Source organism: Allomesorhizobium aridi, from assembly GCF_043769475.1.
Taxonomy (GTDB): Bacteria; Pseudomonadota; Alphaproteobacteria; order Rhizobiales; family Rhizobiaceae; genus Allomesorhizobium.
In genome coordinates this window covers 5,037,627-5,054,155 of record NZ_CP171729.1, presented here as the reverse complement: position 1 = coordinate 5,054,155, position 16,529 = coordinate 5,037,627, and the positions used below count along the sequence as shown (strand labels likewise).

The window sequence follows — 16,529 nt, the reverse complement described above, 5'->3', positions numbered from 1 at the left end:
AGTTTGGTTTCTGGCGCGGATTTTCGCAATGCCCGGCATGCGAGCGCGCCTGCGATGGAACATAAGTCCGCCCGCACTGGTTTGGCGCCGACGAGATGCGGCCGGTCGCCTTCCTCCCCAACCAGCAACGCGTCGCGACCCGCGGCGTCTCGTCGCCCGCCCGCATGCGACGCGCCGGGCATGGAACTTTCCCCGCGAAACCGGCTTTCTGTCTGGTGGGGCGATGAACCGCGCCCTGCGGACAGGATGGATTTCAAAGGAAATGTTTTATGAGAATTGCGCATGTCGCGCCGCTGTTTGAAAGCGTGCCTCCGCGTTATTATGGCGGAACCGAGCGCATCATCACATACCTCATCGACGGACTGGTGGAACTCGGACACGAGGTGACGCTGTTTGCCAGCGGCGATTCAAGGACCACCGCGACGCTCGTGCCCGTCAGGGACCAGGCGCTGCGGCTCGATCCGTATCCGCTGAAATCGCAGATCGCGGCGCACCTAGCCATGCTGGACGAGGTTCGCCGGCGGGCCGACGAATTCGACATCATCCATTTCCATCTGAGCCATTTCCTGCATTTCCCGTTCTTCGAGCATATGCCGGAAAGAACAGTCACCACGCCGCACGGAAGGCTCGACTACAAGGACCTTCCCGGAGCCTACCGCCGCTGGCCACGCTTTCCGATGATCTCGATCTCGCACCGCCAGCGGGTGCCGCTGGCGGAAGCCAACTGGGTCGGAACGGTTCATCACGGCCTGCCGCTCGATCTCTACAAACCGATCCCACGACGCGAGGCGGAGAGCGGCTATCTCGCATTCCTTGGCCGACTTTCGCGCGACAAGCGGCCCGACCGGGCCATCGAGATCGCCCGCCGCTCCGGCATGAAGCTCAGGATGGCGGCCAAGGTAGGAGATGACGACCGCGCCTATTTCCACGACATGGTCGAGCCGCTGATCGACGGCGTCTCGATCGAATATCTGGGCGAGATCGGCGAGGACCAGAAGGCGGATTTCCTCGGCAACGCTTCGGCGCTGCTGTTTCCGATCGACTGGCCGGAACCGTTCGGGCTGGTGGTAATCGAGGCAATGGCGTTCGGCACTCCGGTCGTGGCCTGGAACAGCGGCGCAATGCACGAGATCGTCGATCAAGGCGTGACCGGGTACATCGTGGATACGGTCGACGAGGCCGTCGCCGCAGTGGACAAGGCGGTAAAACTCGACCGGAGCCTGGTGCGTGCGGCTTTCGAAAAGCGCTTCTCGGCCATGCGAATGGCCAGCGACTATGTCGCCATCTACGCGCGACTGCTCGACAGATCGTCCGATGGGCCTAGAATTGGGGCCGTGGCGGCCGTCTGATTCCGAGACAAGCAAGTCGCCAGAGCGGCGCGGATGGAAATGGTGGAAGCGCAATGACCCTGCTCGACGAGCGCAAACTCGATCCGGCTATCGCCCTGTCGTCGTTGGACGACACCGCACCCCGCGAACCGCACCGGCAGTTCGCGCTGAAGCATGGCGACTGCTTCATCGTGGCCGACGCCTATGGTGATATACGCGGCAGCGGCGACGGCCTGTTTCGCGACGACACGCGCGTGCTGTCGCATTTCAGACTGCTCGTCGGCGAGCGCGTTCCCTCGCTGCTGGGCGCCTCGCTCAGCCAGGACAACATGGTTTTCACCGCCAACCTGACGAACCTGCCGCTGACCACGCTGGACGGCAGCGCCACCCCGCAAGGCGTCATCTACATCGAGCGCTCGCGCCTCCTCTGGGAGGATCGGATGTACGAGCGCATCACGCTCTGGAACTACAGCGAACGCGAGGCGCTGGTGCCGATGACGCTGCGCTTCGCCGCCGATTTTCGCGACATGTTCGAGGTGCGCGGCTCGATCCGAAGCAAGCGCGGTCGGAACTATGACGTGGAAATCACCGAAGATAGCGTCAGCATGCGCTATGAGGGGCTGGATAAGGTCGATCGCCACTCGACCATCGCCTTCTCGTTGCTGCCGGAGCAGATCCTCGGCGATCGCGCCGATTTCACGATGCGACTGTCCAAGCGGGGCAGCAGAATCCCTGTTCATCGAGGTCGGCGCCGACAGGCCTGCCGCGCCGAGCCGCGAGCGTTTCCGCGCCGCCGCCGCCCGGGCGCGCTTCGGCATGCGGGGCAAGAGACGTCACGGCGCCTCGGTATTCAGTTCGGGCCGCGTGTTCAACGATTGGCTCTCGCGCGCCCGCGCGGATATTGCGCTGCTTACCACCGACCTGCCGACCGGGCCCTACCCCTATGCGGGTATACCGTGGTTTTCGACCGCCTTCGGCCGCGACGGCGTGATCTCGGCGCTGCAGATGCTGTGGCTCAACCCGGGCCTGGCGCGGGGCGTGCTGTCGTTCCTGGCGCAGCACCAGGCGACCGAGACGTCGCCGTTCAGCGACTCGCAGCCGGGAAAGATCATGCACGAGACGCGCAAGGGCGAGATGGCCGTGCTGCGCGAACTGCCGTTTGGCCGCTACTATGGCGGCGTCGACACGACACCACTCTACATCTACCTCGCCTGCGCCTATGCGGCCCGAACCGGCGACATGGAGTTCATCGACGCTCTCTGGCCTTCGCTTTGCGCGGCGGCCACCTGGATGGAAGAGGCCGGCCAGCAGAACGGGAACGGCTTCGTCGCCTATCAGAGGGCCGCTGAATCCGGCCTGGCCAACCAGGGCTGGAAGGACAGTTTCGATTCGGTCTTCCATGCCGACGGAACGATACCCAAGGGTCCTATTTCACTGGTCGAGGTGCAAGGCTACGTCTTCGCGGCCTACCGCGGACTGGCCGAACTTGCCGTGCAGCGAGAGGATGTCGGCAGGGCGGTGCATTGGACGCAATGCGCCGAGCAGATGCGCCAAGCGGTCGAGACGCATTTCTGGATGCCGGACAAGGAGTTCTATGCGCTGGCACTCGACGGCGACGGCCGCCCCTGCAGGGTCAGGACGTCGAACGCGGGCCATCTTCTCTTTGTCGGCCTGCCGTCGCCCGAACGGGCGCAGCGCGTAAGCGATCAACTCCTGTCTGCGTCGTTCCATTCCGGGTGGGGCGTGAGGACGCTGGCCGACGACGAGATCCTTTTCAATCCGATGTCGTATCACAATGGCTCGATCTGGCCGCACGACACCGCGATCTGTGCCGCCGGACTGGCGCGCTACGGGGTCCGAGAAAGCCTGGTCAGGCTGTTGAGCGGCACCTTCGAGGCGGCGGTGCATTTCAACATGCGGCTGCCGGAACTCTTCTGCGGCTTCACCCGCGCGCCCAGCGAGGCGCCGATCGCCTATCCCGTGGCCTGCCTGCCGCAGGCCTGGTCGTCGGGTTCCGTCTTCATGACGATGCAATCATGCCTAGGTCTCGAAATTGACGGCGTGCACGGTGAAATCCAGGTCACCCGGCCGCGCCTGCCGATCGGCATCGACCATCTCACCATTCGTCGGCTGAGTGTCGGTTCCAACCAGGTGGACCTTTCGTTCCAGCGCGTCGGAGACCGCGTGGTGGCGTATCTCGATACGCGCCACGAGGGTCTGGCGCCGCTCGTTGTGCGCACCTGAGCAGGCCTGCCTGAGAGAAAATTTTTCCGGAACGGATCGGCTGCCCGGGAGTTCCCCGTCCTGCAGGATGCCGCGAACCGGTTCGCGCCGGGTGCTCCGTGGCGACCTGTTTCTCCCCGCGAGAGCATCAACCCATGTCTTTTTCATCAAGCTTACCCCATCGCCCATTATGACAGACCTGGATCCGAGTTTTCTGCAAGCATACCCCGGTGGAATGTGGGGGCTGCTCGCCACCAGCCTTCTGCTTTCCGGCCTCGCCATCGCCCTGTCCGCAACCTTGCTTTGGAGATGGCGTCCGACGCTCAACGGATCGTCCGAACCGCTCTTCCAGGATACCGGCCCTATGGCCGAGACGGCGCGCCAGTTACTGCGCGAATTCGAGAAAAACAGCGGAACCGTCGACGACCCGCTCGTCTCGTGGTCGCCGGACACGCTGCGCCGGATATTGCGAACCGAGTTGCCCGGCGCGCAGGTCATCGTCGTGTCGAACCGCGAGCCTTACATCCATAATATGAAGGACGGAGGGGTCGATCTTATCGTGCCTGCGAGCGGACTGGTGTCAGCTCTGGAGCCGGTGACGCGCGCCTGCGCCGGCACCTGGATCGCTCATGGCGGCGGCTCGGCCGACAAGATCACGGTCGACGAGCACGATCACGTGCAGGTGCCGCCCGGCAACCCCGCCTACACGCTGCGCAGGGTGTGGCTGAGCGACGAGGAGTTGCAGGGCTACTACTACGGCTTCGCCAATGACGGCCTGTGGCCGCTCTGCCATATCGCATTCACCCGTCCGCTGTTCCGGGCTTCGGATTGGGAGACCTACGAAGCCGTCAACCAGAAATTCGCCGACATCGTGGTCGAGGAGGCCCGCAACGAGCGGCCGATCGTGCTGATACAGGACTATCACTTCGCGCTCCTGCCGCGCATGATCCGCCGACGACTTCCGGAAGCGATCATCATCACCTTCTGGCACATCCCGTGGCCCAATTCGGAGGTGTTCAGCATCTGCCCGTGGCGGGAGCAGATCCTGGACGGCCTGCTCGGCAGTTCGATCGTGGGCTTCCACATCCAATTCCACTGCAACAATTTCATGGAAAGCGTCGACCGGTTCATGGAAAGCCGGATCGAGCGCGAGCATTCGGCGATTTCCTATGGCGGCCAGACGTCGCTGGTGCATTCCTATCCGATCTCCATCGAATGGCCGCCTGCGGCGCTCGCCGCGCAGCCGCCGGTGGAAGAGTGCCGGCGCAGGGTTTTCGAGCGCTTCGGCCTGTCGCCGGACACCAAGCTGTTCGTCGGCGTCGAGCGCATGGACTATACCAAGGGTATCGTCGACCGCTTCCAAGCCATCGAGGAGCTGTTCACAAACCATCCGGAATGGATCGGCCGGCTGGTGTTCCTGCAGATCGCCGCGCCCAGCCGCGGCACGCTGCCGGCCTACCAGCACCTTCACCAGGAGTGCCTCGACTTCGTCGACGCCTTCAACCGGCGCTACGGAAGCGACGGCTACAAGCCGATCATCATGCTGGCTGAGCACCACACCCAGGAGGAAATCTACAACGTCTATCGCGCCGCCGACGCCTGCGTGGTCAGCAGCCTGCATGACGGTATGAACCTGGTAGCCAAGGAATTCGTGGCGTCGAGGGACGACGAGCACGGCGTGCTCATCCTGAGCACCTTCGCGGGCGCTGCGCGCGAACTGCTCGAAGCGGTCATCGTCAATCCTTACGACGCGACCGCCATGGGCGAGGCCATGCTGCGCGCGCTGACCATGCCCGAGGACGAGCAGCGCGAGCGCATGCGGCGGATGCGCGAGATCGTGCGCGACAACAACATCTACCGCTGGGCCGGAAGCATGCTGCAAGACGCCGCGCGACTGCGCAAGCGCAACAGCATCCAGCAGGTGACCGAAAACCCGCCACAGCGGCTGGGACATAACATCGTGCGCATGTTCGACAAGCGCAAGGCTATGGCCACCCGCGACAAGACGCCAGCCTGAGCGTGCGTCGCAAGCCCTCGGCCGCCTCCTCCCGGAGCTTGCGCGGTGACACAGCTTTCTGGATTACCGGAAGCATGACCCCGGTATTGGCAATCTTCCGGGATCAGCCTCGACGGCCTCTCAGCGTCTGAACATACGCCCGATGGCGATCAGTATGCAGGCGCCGATGAAGCCGGCGATCAGATAGCCGATCCAGCCGCCCAGACTGACACCCACCGCAGCCAGAATCGCGTTTGCGACGATCGCGCCCACAATGCCCAGAACGATGTTCATGAGGAGCCCCATATTGCTCTTCATGAACTGTTCGGCCAGCCACCCGGCAATGCCGCCAATGATGATGGCGGCTATCCAACCCACGCCACTGTCTTCCATCGTCGCTCTCCTTTTGAAAATTCCAAAGCATAATGCCCGTGCCGGGCGCAGTAACGAACGGCCGGTCAGGCCGGCGAGGCTGCAATTCTGCTCGTCGAGGTTGATCGGCTCAAGCAACAATGCGGTCCGGGGCGGAGCGTTCCATCCGGCCTCCGCGGGTCATGCGTTCGATTGCGGCTAGATTGATTAAATTCGGAACTCCCGACGCCGGAAGCAGTTTTTGATGGGAGCGTTTCAACCTTCGAGCCGAGCATGTATCCGCGGCCAAAACAGCAATTCGGCCTTTTCGAAGCCACCCTGTCGGGAACGGTCCTGGCGGCTGCGGTTCTTCTATCGTTTCATTTGTTCGGCGACATCAGGCAGCCCGAAACGGTACGCCTGACCTATCTCGGCCTGCAGGACAGGGGCGCGCCGGAACGCCCGGTGGCGACAATAGAGGAGGTCAAGCTCTGCCCCGATACCGACTTGCCGTGCCTGCCGTCATCGCTGGATGGCGCACAGTTCGCCGAGCGCCGGTCCGATTGATCCGGCCGGCGGGCTGATGAGGTCTTCCCGAAACGGTCGGGATGGGACAGCCGCTACGATTTCTTCAGCAGGGCTAGGTTGGCGTCCACGACGGTCGCATCGGCCAAACCGCCCTTGGCTTCCAGAAGAAGGGCCTGCGCCTTTTTCTTGTTGCCGCGCAGCAGCTGCGAATAGCCCATATTGTTGACCACCTGCGCCTTGCGCCCCGCGACCCTGAGAAGCTGATCATACGCGCGGTCGGCGAAGTCGAACCGGCCAAGCTGGTCATAGGAGGCGGCCAATCCCATCCAGGCCTCGGCATTGTCGGCGCGAAGCTCGACCGCCTTTCGGAAATGCTTTTCGGCAAGCCCGTAATTGGCCTCGCGGAACTGGGTCTTGCCGGCGGTCAGGTCACTTTCGCTGATGTCCTGGGCGACCGGCCCAATCGATGTCGTCTCAGTCTTGTCGATCTTGCTCGACGTGCAGCCGGATGCGAGCGCAACCGCTGCAACGATGACGGCCGTTGCCGTTATGTGGATATGACGCATCTGCCCCGTCCGTAGCGCCCGTTTGCCGGGTCGTTGTCCATGAACGACATTACATGCGACCCGTTAAATCAACGTGCCGAAGCATGCTTAAAATTAGGAACATCTAATACAGAGCGTTAACCACGCTCAGTCGCTGAGCGTCGTCATCTTCACGATGATGGGGATGACGGCGATCATCAGCACGACCGGCAGGATGCAGACCGTGACCGGCACCGACATCTTGGCCGGCAGCGCGTGCGCCTTTTCCTCGGCCATCGACATGCGCTTGTGGCGCATTTCGTCGGAAAACACGCGCAGCGCGCCCGACAGGCTGGTCCCGAGTTCCTTCGACTGCTGCAGGAGCGTCGCGAATGAGCGCACCTCGTCCAGGCTAAGCCGGTCGGCCAGCGATTTCAGCGCATCGTCCAGGCTGCGGCCCGCCCTCAACTCCAGCGAAACCAGCGTGAGGTTCTGGCTGAGGGACGGATAGGTGATGAACAGTTCCTTGGAGACGCGTTCTATGCCGGCCTCCATGGTCATGCCGGCATCCGAACAGACGATCATCAGGTCCATGAAGTCCGGAAAGCCGTTGCGGTATTCGCGCATCTTCAGGTGGATCTGCCGGGTCAGCGCCAGCCCCGGAAAGAAATATCCGGCGCCTCCGGCCATGACGACGAAGGTCCAGCGGCTCATAGCGGTGGAATCGCCGCCCATCCACTGGTCCGCCAGGAATGCGCCTACCGCCCCGACGGCAAAGCCCGCGAACCGGATGAGGAAGAACTTGCCGACTGCCGACGGATCCATATGCCCGGCCTGGATCAGCCGCATGCGCAGTCTCGCCACGTTCTCCGGATCGCTCTTGGCGTAGAAATCATGCGCCGTCTTCATCGCCTTTTCGCGAACGGCTCTCTGCTTCTTCTTCGGCGCTTCCGAAACGGGCGAGGCCGCAACGGCCGTCTCTACCTTGAGCCGGCGCTTCACGTCGCTGCGCCCGCCGCGGCGGGCAAGCAGCGGCCACGCCATCGCCACGGCGCCCAGCGCCAGCAACAGCATGGCCAAGGGCGCCAGCGACGTCGGCCGAAGGGCAGCGAGGGTGGCAACCAGGTTTTCCATCAGAACCTGACGTTCGACATCTTGAACATCATCGCATTGCCGAGCAGCAGCCATGCGATCGAGCCGCCAAGCAGGTACCAGGTCAGCGGTTCGCCCCAGACGCTCTCATAGAAGTGCGGCATCAGCACCATTATGCCGGTTATCAGCAGCACCGGCACGGCGGTCAGTATGTAGGCCGACATGCGCCCTTCGGTCGAAATTGCGCGCACCTTGCGCCGGAGCTTGCCCCGCTCGCGGATAACCGACGAAAGGCCGTCGAGAATCTCGCGCAGATTGCCGCCGGAGCTGCTCTGGATCGACACCGCGGTAACGAAGAGCGGCAGATCCTCGTGCCCGACGCGCTCGAACAGGGAATGCAGCGCCGAAACCAGATCGGAACCGTAGGTCACCTCGTCCGCGACGACGCCGAATTCTGTGCCGATGGGATCGGGCATTTCGCGGGCGACCATGGCGATGGCCACGGGAACCGGGTGGCCGGCCTTCAGGCTGCGTGTGATCAATTCGAGCGCTTCGGGCAGTTGCATGCCGAACATCTTGTGCCGGCGCTTGCGCAGGAACCGCAGCGCCATGATCGGAATAGCGAGGCACAAAAGCGGAAAGGCGGCGAGCGAGAACATGAAGGGCAGCCCGTTCCATATCGCGGCCAGCACGGGCAGCGCCGCGCCGCCGGTGGTGATGCCGAGGAATTTCGGGAGCGGAGCGATCAAGCCGGACTGGGTTCGCAGCGCGCGGAAACGGTCCAGCGAGAACAACCCTGTGCCTTCGCCAACTCCGCGCTCCTTGCGGAGTTGAATCAGGACCTGTTCCTGGCTGAGCTTCTTGTCCTGCAGCTTGACGCGGCGGTTTATCGCCGCGCGGCGGTCCTTGTGCCCGGCATAGAGCAGGTAGAACGCCTCGGCGATCATGATTCCGGTCAGGCCGGCGCCGGCATAGATTGCGTAAATGGCGCTGAAGCCCTCGAACATGCGGCTACTCCAGCGGCCGCCCGGGCTCGAAATACCTGCCCGGAAACTCGATGCCCATGGCCTTCATGTCCTCCAGGAAACGCGGGCGCAGCCCCGTCGCCTCGAAGTGGCCGAGGATCGTGCCGTCCGCCTCCATGCCGGTGCGCACGAACTTGAAGATCTCCTGCATCTGGATGACGTCGCCTTCCATGCCGGTCACCTCGGCGACGCTGGTCACCTTGCGCTTGCCGTCGGAAAGGCGGGTGAGCTGAACGATGATGTCCAGCGCGCTGGCGATCTGGCTGCGGATCGACTGCACCGTCATCGGCATGCCGGTCATGCCGAGCATCTGTTCGAGGCGGCTGATCGCGTCGCGCGGCGTGTTGGCGTGGATCGTCGCCATCGAGCCTTCATGGCCGGTGTTCATCGCCTGAAGCATGTCGAACGCTTCCTCGCCGCGACACTCGCCGAGGATGACGCGGTCGGGACGCATGCGCAGCGCATTCTTGACGAGGTCGCGCTGCTTCAGTTCGCCATGGCCCTCGATGTTGGCGGGCCGCGTCTCCATGCGCGCGACATGCGGCTGCTGCAATTGCAGTTCCGCCGCGTCCTCGATGGTGATCAGGCGCTCGTCCTCGGGGATGAACGCGGACAAAGCGTTCAGCATCGTCGTCTTGCCAGTGCCGGTGCCGCCCGAAATGATCGTGGTCTTGCGGGCGTGCACGGCGGCGGCGAGCACTTCGGCCATGTTCTGGGTGATGGCGCCGAACTCGACCAGCTTGTGCAGGCCAAGCTTGTTCTTCGAGAATTTGCGGATCGAGACCAGCGGGCCGTCGACGCCGACAGGGCGGATGGCCGCGTTGAAGCGCGAGCCGTCGAGCATGCGCGCATCGACCATGGGCTGGGATTCGTCGACGCGCCGCCCGACCGCCGCGACGATCTTGTTGACGATGCGCAGCAGGTGCGCCTCGTCCTTGAACGGAATATGCACCTGTTCGAGCTTGCCGCGCCGCTCGACGAAGCAGTTCTGGTGGCCGTTGATCAAGATGTCGTTGATGGTCGGGTCCTTGAGCAGCGGCTCCAGGGGGCCGAGGCCGACCATTTCGTCAACGATGTCGTCGACCAGCGAGTCCAGTTCGGCGACATTGATCGCCAGCCGCTCCTGGCGGGTCTTCTCCGACACGAATTCATGCACCTGCCGGCGCATCTCGTCCCGCGGCAGGCGCTCCAGCGCCACAAGGTTGATCTCCTCGATCAGCATGCGGTGGATGCGCACGCGCGCGTCCAGCACCTTTATCGGCTTTGCCGGCCCGACCTCGGCCTTCGGCGGCGCCGGCTGGCGCGTCGTCGGGATCACGACCGCCATATGCTGGCTCGCGACCGAGCTCGAGCGGGCGCTCGGGCCTTGCGTCCCGCTTTTGGAGTGCGGAGAAACGGCTCTTCATCCGGCTTTCCTCAAAAATCCCTTGCCGAGGCCGAACAGCGAGCGTTGCTTCTTCGCCGGCGCGACCGCCTCTTCCGGCAGGATGATCCGCTTCAGATCGTTGACGACGTTGGCGTTGGGATCGATCTCATGCAGCGGCACGCCGCGGTCGACCGCCTCCCGCACCAGCCGGTAATTGTTTGAAATGCCGCCGACGAAATGCTCGCCCAGTATCTCCTGCACGTCCGCCGCTTTGATCCCTGTGTCGAACATGCGCTGCTCGAAGCGGTTGACGATGACGTTCGGCTTCACCTCCTTGCCGGCGGTTTCGTACACCGCCTGGATCAGCCGCTGGGTGTGGCGCAGGCACGGCACGGTCATCTCGGCCACGATGTAGAGCTTGTTGGACCCGAGCAGCACGGTCTCGGTCCACGGAAACCAGGTGCGCGGCATGTCGATGACGACATTGTCGAAATAGGCCGAGACGAGGTCGAGCACGCGCACCACAACATCGGTGTTGAACGAGCGCATTTCCGACGGCCGGGTGGGCGCCGCAAGCACGCAAAGGCCGCTCGAATGCTTCGACAGCATGACGTCGAGAAGCTGGCGGTCGAGACGTTCGGGCTGGTTTTCGATCTCGTTGATGTCGAAGCGAGGCTCGAGATCGAGATATTCGGCGCAGGAGCCCTGCTGAAAATTCAGGTCCACCACGCAGGTCGACGTTCCTCGGGCCAGCGACTGATGCAACTGGAAGGCCGTCTGCAGGGTCAGCGTGGTGGTGCCGACGCCGCCTGCGGCCGGCATGAACGTGTAGATCTGCGATTCCGTGTTTTCCTCGCGGCCCGGTCCCTGTAGCGCGCGAAGCGAGGAGCGGACCAGGTCGGCGGTGGTGATAGGCTTGACCAGGAAGTCGGCGATCTGAAGCTGCACCAGGATGCGCACCGCGGAAGCGTTGAATTCCTGGGTTACGACGATGATCGGCGCGCGGCCTTCCAGCCGGCGCGTTATGCGCTGCAGCGCCTCGATGTCCTCGAGTTTCGCCGCGTCCATGTCGATGATGACGGCAGCGCATTCGGCTTCCTGAATCTCGGCGCGTAATTCGCCGACATTCTTCTCGACGACGACCAGCTCGATCTGCTCGGACGAGGCGAACGCCGCCTTGGTGTCCTGCAGGAACGCCTTGTCGGTCGAGACCAGGAGGATGCGCTTGCTTTTACTGTTGGCGGCCATGTCGCTTTATCCGATTTGTCACTTGTCGGCATCGATCGAGCTGTCGACCCGCTCCGCAGCGACGGCGGCGGCTTCCTCGGTCCTGTATTGGCCGGGGTCGGCTGGCACGATCAGTTCGGTGTCCTCGACGCCGCGCGGCCACGGATCGACCATCTGCATCGCCGAATTGGCCGCCACGGCGTTGCCGCCGCCTATCGTCAGGCCATCCATCCGGGCTGTCTCCTCGGTGGCGCAGCCGCCGCAGAACGCGAGGATGGCGACCATGCCGGGTATCGAAAGCTTGCTCATGTTCATTCCTTCGGCAGGTCGAGGAAGTGGCCGACAGAGGCGACTGGCGCGGCCGGCATAAGCGCGTTGCGTGAAGCGCCGGCCTTCACCTCCTCCACATTGCCCAGAAAGTAGTCGACATTGCTGGCCGCCATCGTGCCGTCGGTGGGAACCAGCGGCTTCTTGGAAGGATCGATCGGCTGGACCAGAAAAGGCGTAACGATGATCACCAGATCGGTCTCGCGCCGCTGATACGCCCTGGAGCTGAACAGCGGCCCAAGAATCGGCAACTTGCCGAGGCCCGGCACGCGCTGCTGGGTCATGTCGTTTTCGCTCTGCAGCAGCCCGGCCATCATGAAGCTCTGGCCGCTCTTCAGATCGATCGAGGTGCGGGCGCGGCGAACCACGAAACCGGGAATGGAGATATTGCCGAAATTGTACGAGGCGGACTTATCGACCGAGGAGACCTCCGGTTCGATATCGAGGCTGATCAAGCCGTCAGCCAGCACGGTCGGCGTGAAGTCGAGGCTGACGCCGAATTTCTTGTACTGGACGGTGATCTTGTTGTCCTCTTCGGAGACCGGGATCGGAAACTCGCCGCCTGCCAGGAAGCTCGCTCTTTCGCCGGAGCGCGCGATCAGGTTGGGCTCGGCCAGCCGGCGTGCGACGCCGCGATCTTCCAACGCCTTGATGGCGACATCGATCGACACGCCATTGGTCAACAGGGCGCCGATGATCTGGCCCGCCGGAACGGCTGTCGAGGCAGACGGACTGGAGTTGAACGAAACGCCGCCGTCGGAGCCCAGATACCTGACGCCGATCTTGGTGCCGAGTTCCTGGCCTACCTGCCGGTTGATCTCGACGAAACGGACGTTGAGCTGGACCTGCTGCGACGACGAGATGTCGACCGAGTTGATGACCTCTTCCTTGCCGGAAAAATTTGTGGCGATCCGGGATGCCTTCTCCGCCGCCACGGCGTCTTCGGCCGATCCCGACAACACCAGCCTGCCGTTGGCCGAGCTCACCTGGATGTCCGTGCCCGGCACGCTGTCGCGGATGGTGTTGGCGAGGCGGTCGGTGTCGAGCGTGACCTCGATGTCCATCGTGCCGACCAGCTGCTTGTTCTCGTCGAACAGGGCCACGCCGGTCGTGCCGAGATTGTTGCCCAGCACATAGAAGGAGCGGTCGGTCAGCGGATTGACGTTGGCGATCTCCGGATCGCCGATGACGATCTCGTAGAAAGGCACGTCGGTCTTGACCGTTTTCGGCTTTCCCTTGGCAAGCTTGATCGACGCGTTCTTGGCCGACGTGATGTGAACGACATCGTTCGCGGCCTCCGCGCCGCGCGGCGCAATCAGCACCTGGCCGGCGACCGAGACCGCCATCAGCGCGACTGCCATGCGGCGCAGCCCGAAATTCCCCATCCACCCAAACATTGCCCTGTCCCCAACCGGCGCCCCTGCCGGCATTCTCATTCGTCAGGCGATACGACCTGATAGCTTTGCGGCTCGGTGCCGCGCGTCACGATGACGGTCGTGAATTTTGGCCCTTCCGGCTCCGCGGCGACGGCCTCGACAAGCGCTCCCGCGGCTTCCGCCGCGTCGGCCGCGACCGAACCGCCGAAGGCGGAAATCGTCGTCACGCCGTCGACCGCCGCGCCGCCGTCGCTCGACGCACGGAGCGACAGCGACAGCGTTCCCACCGTGCGGGCGAGAGCAACCTTCTGCGCGCCCTCGCCGTCGACTTCTATCGTCACGGATTCGGCGACCTGCGGTTCGGCGCGGCGTTCGTCAGCGCCCTGCCCGACCGTCAACACCTTGGCGTTCTCCACAACGATCTCAGTCGTGATCGTGGAGCCCGCCGCGCCTTCGGCGTTCTTCTCGACCTCCGTGATGGCCCCCGCATCGCGGGTCAGCACGACGTCGACCCGGTCGCCCGGCGTGACGAAGCCGCCGACGCCCGCGATCTCGTCGGTGCGGATCGTCACCGCGCGCATGCCGGGAGAAAGCAAGTTGGAAAGCGTCGCGCGGCCGTTCGGGCCGGACAATTTGGCCAGAAGCAGCGGCTCGTTGATTTCCACCGGCGACAGCACCACGCGGCCGCCTTCCGCGAGCAGCGCATCGATGGTGCTGAAAGAGCCTTGCGGCAGCGCCTCCTGCGGCCAGGGGATCTCGCGCAACTGCGCCCGGTCGAGCGGCATGCCGAAACGAAGCGGCTGGGTGGCGACCACGATGCTGTTGAACTCCACCGCGGGAGCAGCCGGCAGCGGAATCGCGGCCGAAACATCCGTGGCGCGGGCGCTTGCCTCGCTCTTTATCCACAGATCGGCGGCAAAGATCGATACCGCGCCGAATACGGCGGCGATGCCGATCATGGTGATTGCCTTGCCCCTCACGCCCCAGAACCCCTTACGCGCCCGTTTGTTAGGGCAGAGGCTAGGTTGCATTCCTGAACAATTAGAAACTCCGAATGTTCAGTTTGGACATATGTGGCGTTTTGGTTACCGGGCCGTGAAGCGGACGCGCCGCAATCGAGCGTTTTCCGGAACCGCCTATTCAGGGCTTTGTGGGATTGTCCCTCCGGGTTTTGAGGCAGGGCACCATTGATGATCCGCAGGTTTCTGCAGGATACCGGGGGTAATTATGCGCTGGCGACGGTGCTGGCGATGATTCCGCTGATAGGCGCGCTGGCGCTCGCGGTCGACTTCTCCGAGATGAACCGCCAGCAGCAGGTGGCGCTGAACGCGCTCGACGCTGCCGGAATCGCAACCGCGCGCCACATCGACAGCGGGGCCAGCGACGCGGCGCTGATCGCCTACGCGACGGATTTCTTTCATGCCAATCTCGGCTCGGTCGATCCGGCCGACACGACGCTCAGCGTCGTATTGCCCAACAATGAGGAGGGCGGCGGAACGCTGAAGCTGTCGGCTCGCCTCAACTACCAGCCTTATTTCTTCCCGGCCTTCGCCGAACTCATCGGAAAGCCGGGCGACCAGGAAATCGGCTTCACGGCAAAAAGCGAAATCCGTTTGAAGAACACGCTCGAAGTCGCGCTGGCACTCGACAATTCGGGGTCGATGGTTGAACTCGGCACCGGCTCCGGCCAGAAGCGGATCGATCTCCTCAAACTGGCGGCAAAGCAGCTCGTCGATACGCTGGCCGCGCAGGCGCTGATGATCAAGCAGGTTGAAAAGCCGGTGCAGTTCGCGCTCGTCCCGTTCGCCGCCTCGGTCAATGTCGGTCCGGAAAACGCCGGCGCTTCCTGGATGGATATCGAGGGGCTTTCGCCGGTCCATCACGAAAATTTCGACTGGTCGACGCTGTCGGATCCCGCCAAGACCGCGGAAAAGATCGATGGCGTGTGGAAGAAGAAGGGGATGGGCTGGGGCGACGAAGCGGGCGGGTTACTCAGCCGGTTTTCGCTCTACAAGGACATGACGGTCGTCACAAGCCACGAGCGAGTGGAGGGCACCAAACGTTTTGTCTGCGATTCATATCGTAGCGACAACACCTGCCGGTACGGTCATTACGACTACGATTATCTCGACACATACGGCCCGTTCGCAAGCTGGCAAGGCTGTATCGAGGCCCGCCCCTATCCTTACAACGTCAGTGATGCCCCCGCTACCGGCGGTTCGAACAACACCGGTATCGGCGTCGGCAACCCGGCTACCATGTTCGTCCCCATGTTTGCTCCAGACGAACCGGGCGACCACTGGAAACAGAATTACGACAACCAGAATGAACCGACCCCGTCGAAACCCACAACGGCCAATAGCTGGTGGAACGACGACCCCGCAAGTTCGGGCGAAGCCGCAAAACAGCGCAACATGGCAAAGTACTTTGTTGTGCGGCCTAATCAGGCGCCGGCGCTTACGAAGGGCACCGGCCCCAACTATGGCTGCACCACCAATCCGATCACGCCGCTCACCGATGTGAGCGTGCCGGAAGGCCTGGCGTCCATCAAGGCGGCGATCGACCTGATGGCCCCGAACGGCGGCACCAACGTGCCGGAAGGCCTGGCCTGGGGCTGGCGGGCGGTGTCGGGAGGCGAGCCGTTTTCGCAGGGCCGCGCGGACGCCGAAAGAGGCAACGACAAAGTCGTCATCGTGCTCACCGACGGCGCCAACACCTACTACACGCCTTCCTCGCTCGGCTATTCGGACCCGGTGGACAGCAAATCCATCTATTCGTCCTATGGCTATCTGCAGCCGGGCTACAACGGCTCCGGCGTTGGCCGGCTGTTCCTCGGCACAAGCAGCGCTGTCGGGCAGTTCGACTACTCGAACAGCAACTATACCAAAGCGCTGAACGAACAGATGGCGACGGTCTGCGATAAGGCCAAGGCCGGCGGGATAATGGTGATGACAGTCGCGCTGGACCTGAACGCGGGCACCACGAGCGGCGCCAATGCCATCGATGCATTGCGCAAATGCTCGTCCGATTCGCGATTCCACAAGGATCCGGCGGATGCTTCCAAGCCCGCAAAACTGTTCTGGAACACCACGGGCGGCAACCTTGCGGAAGCGTTCAAGGATATCGCCGACGAACTGTCCAACCTGCGCATCGTCGGCTGACGGCC

Annotated in this window: 13 protein-coding genes and 1 pseudogene; 5 read left to right on the top strand and 9 right to left on the bottom strand. The window is 63.4% G+C overall.

Annotation, left to right across the window (positions count from 1 at the left end; translation table 11 throughout):
- The first annotated feature begins 269 nt into the window (after positions 1–269).
- The 3 genes and pseudogenes from ACG873_RS26945 to ACG873_RS26935 all read left to right on the top strand — a co-directional run bounded on the left by ACG873_RS26945 (position 270) and on the right by ACG873_RS26935 (position 5,568).
- Positions 270–1,349: a glycosyltransferase family 4 protein gene (locus ACG873_RS26945; protein ID WP_394888807.1), complete on the top strand. Its 1,080-nt coding sequence runs from the start codon at positions 270–272 to the stop codon at positions 1,347–1,349.
- Between the two features lie 53 nt (positions 1,350–1,402).
- Positions 1,403–3,572: pseudogene (locus ACG873_RS26940) on the top strand (glycogen debranching N-terminal domain-containing protein).
- 343 nt (positions 3,573–3,915) lie between these two features.
- Positions 3,916–5,568 carry an alpha,alpha-trehalose-phosphate synthase (UDP-forming) gene (locus tag ACG873_RS26935; protein ID WP_394893725.1) on the top strand — a complete coding sequence of 551 codons (1,653 nt, stop codon included), beginning with the start codon at positions 3,916–3,918 and terminating at the stop codon, positions 5,566–5,568.
- Positions 5,569–5,688: 120 nt separating this feature from the next.
- Here the strand turns inward: ACG873_RS26935 and ACG873_RS26930 are convergent, their stop codons facing one another.
- A complete protein-coding gene (locus tag ACG873_RS26930; RefSeq protein ID WP_394893724.1) occupies positions 5,689–5,940 on the bottom strand; it encodes a GlsB/YeaQ/YmgE family stress response membrane protein in 252 nt (83 codons plus the stop codon).
- A 252-nt stretch (positions 5,941–6,192) separates the two neighbouring features.
- On the opposite strand from ACG873_RS26930, the gene ACG873_RS26925 reads away from it, so the two are divergent.
- The gene (locus ACG873_RS26925) at positions 6,193–6,465 is read left to right on the top strand and encodes a hypothetical protein (protein ID WP_394888806.1); all 273 of its coding nucleotides are present in this window, start codon (positions 6,193–6,195) and stop codon (positions 6,463–6,465) included.
- Positions 6,466–6,518: 53 nt separating this feature from the next.
- Here ACG873_RS26925 and ACG873_RS26920 read toward each other — a convergent pair whose 3' ends face one another.
- From ACG873_RS26920 to cpaB, 8 genes are all read right to left on the bottom strand, one after another.
- Positions 6,519–6,992, bottom strand: a complete 474-nt coding sequence (locus ACG873_RS26920) for a tetratricopeptide repeat protein (RefSeq protein WP_394888805.1) — start codon at positions 6,990–6,992, stop codon at positions 6,519–6,521.
- A gap of 126 nt (positions 6,993–7,118) precedes the next feature.
- Positions 7,119–8,084, bottom strand: coding sequence for a type II secretion system F family protein (locus tag ACG873_RS26915; protein ID WP_394888804.1), 966 nt, complete (start codon positions 8,082–8,084; stop codon positions 7,119–7,121).
- On the bottom strand, positions 8,084–9,049 hold the full coding sequence (locus tag ACG873_RS26910; RefSeq protein WP_394888803.1) for a type II secretion system F family protein: 966 nt from the start codon (positions 9,047–9,049) through the stop codon (positions 8,084–8,086). Before ACG873_RS26910 ends, ACG873_RS26915 begins: the two co-directional genes overlap by 1 nt.
- 4 nt (positions 9,050–9,053) lie before the next feature.
- Positions 9,054–10,394 carry a CpaF family protein gene (locus ACG873_RS26905; protein WP_394888802.1) on the bottom strand — a complete coding sequence of 447 codons (1,341 nt, stop codon included), beginning with the start codon at positions 10,392–10,394 and terminating at the stop codon, positions 9,054–9,056.
- Positions 10,395–10,469: 75 nt separating this feature from the next.
- Positions 10,470–11,681 (bottom strand): AAA family ATPase, encoded by a 1,212-nt coding sequence (locus ACG873_RS26900; protein ID WP_394888801.1) that lies wholly within the window; start codon positions 11,679–11,681, stop codon positions 10,470–10,472.
- 18 nt (positions 11,682–11,699) lie between these two features.
- Positions 11,700–11,969, bottom strand: a complete 270-nt coding sequence (locus ACG873_RS26895; RefSeq protein ID WP_394888800.1) for a hypothetical protein — start codon at positions 11,967–11,969, stop codon at positions 11,700–11,702.
- Positions 11,970–11,971: 2 nt separating this feature from the next.
- Positions 11,972–13,348, bottom strand: coding sequence for a type II and III secretion system protein family protein (locus ACG873_RS26890; protein WP_394893722.1), 1,377 nt, complete (start codon positions 13,346–13,348; stop codon positions 11,972–11,974).
- 71 nt (positions 13,349–13,419) lie between these two features.
- Positions 13,420–14,343 (bottom strand): Flp pilus assembly protein CpaB, encoded by a 924-nt coding sequence (gene cpaB / locus ACG873_RS26885; protein ID WP_394888799.1) that lies wholly within the window; start codon positions 14,341–14,343, stop codon positions 13,420–13,422.
- A 210-nt stretch (positions 14,344–14,553) separates the two neighbouring features.
- Between cpaB and ACG873_RS26880 the strand changes: the two genes are divergently transcribed.
- Complete coding sequence (locus ACG873_RS26880) at positions 14,554–16,524, top strand: pilus assembly protein (RefSeq protein WP_394888798.1); 1,971 nt, start codon at positions 14,554–14,556, stop codon at positions 16,522–16,524.
- Positions 16,525–16,529: the final 5 nt, after the last annotated feature.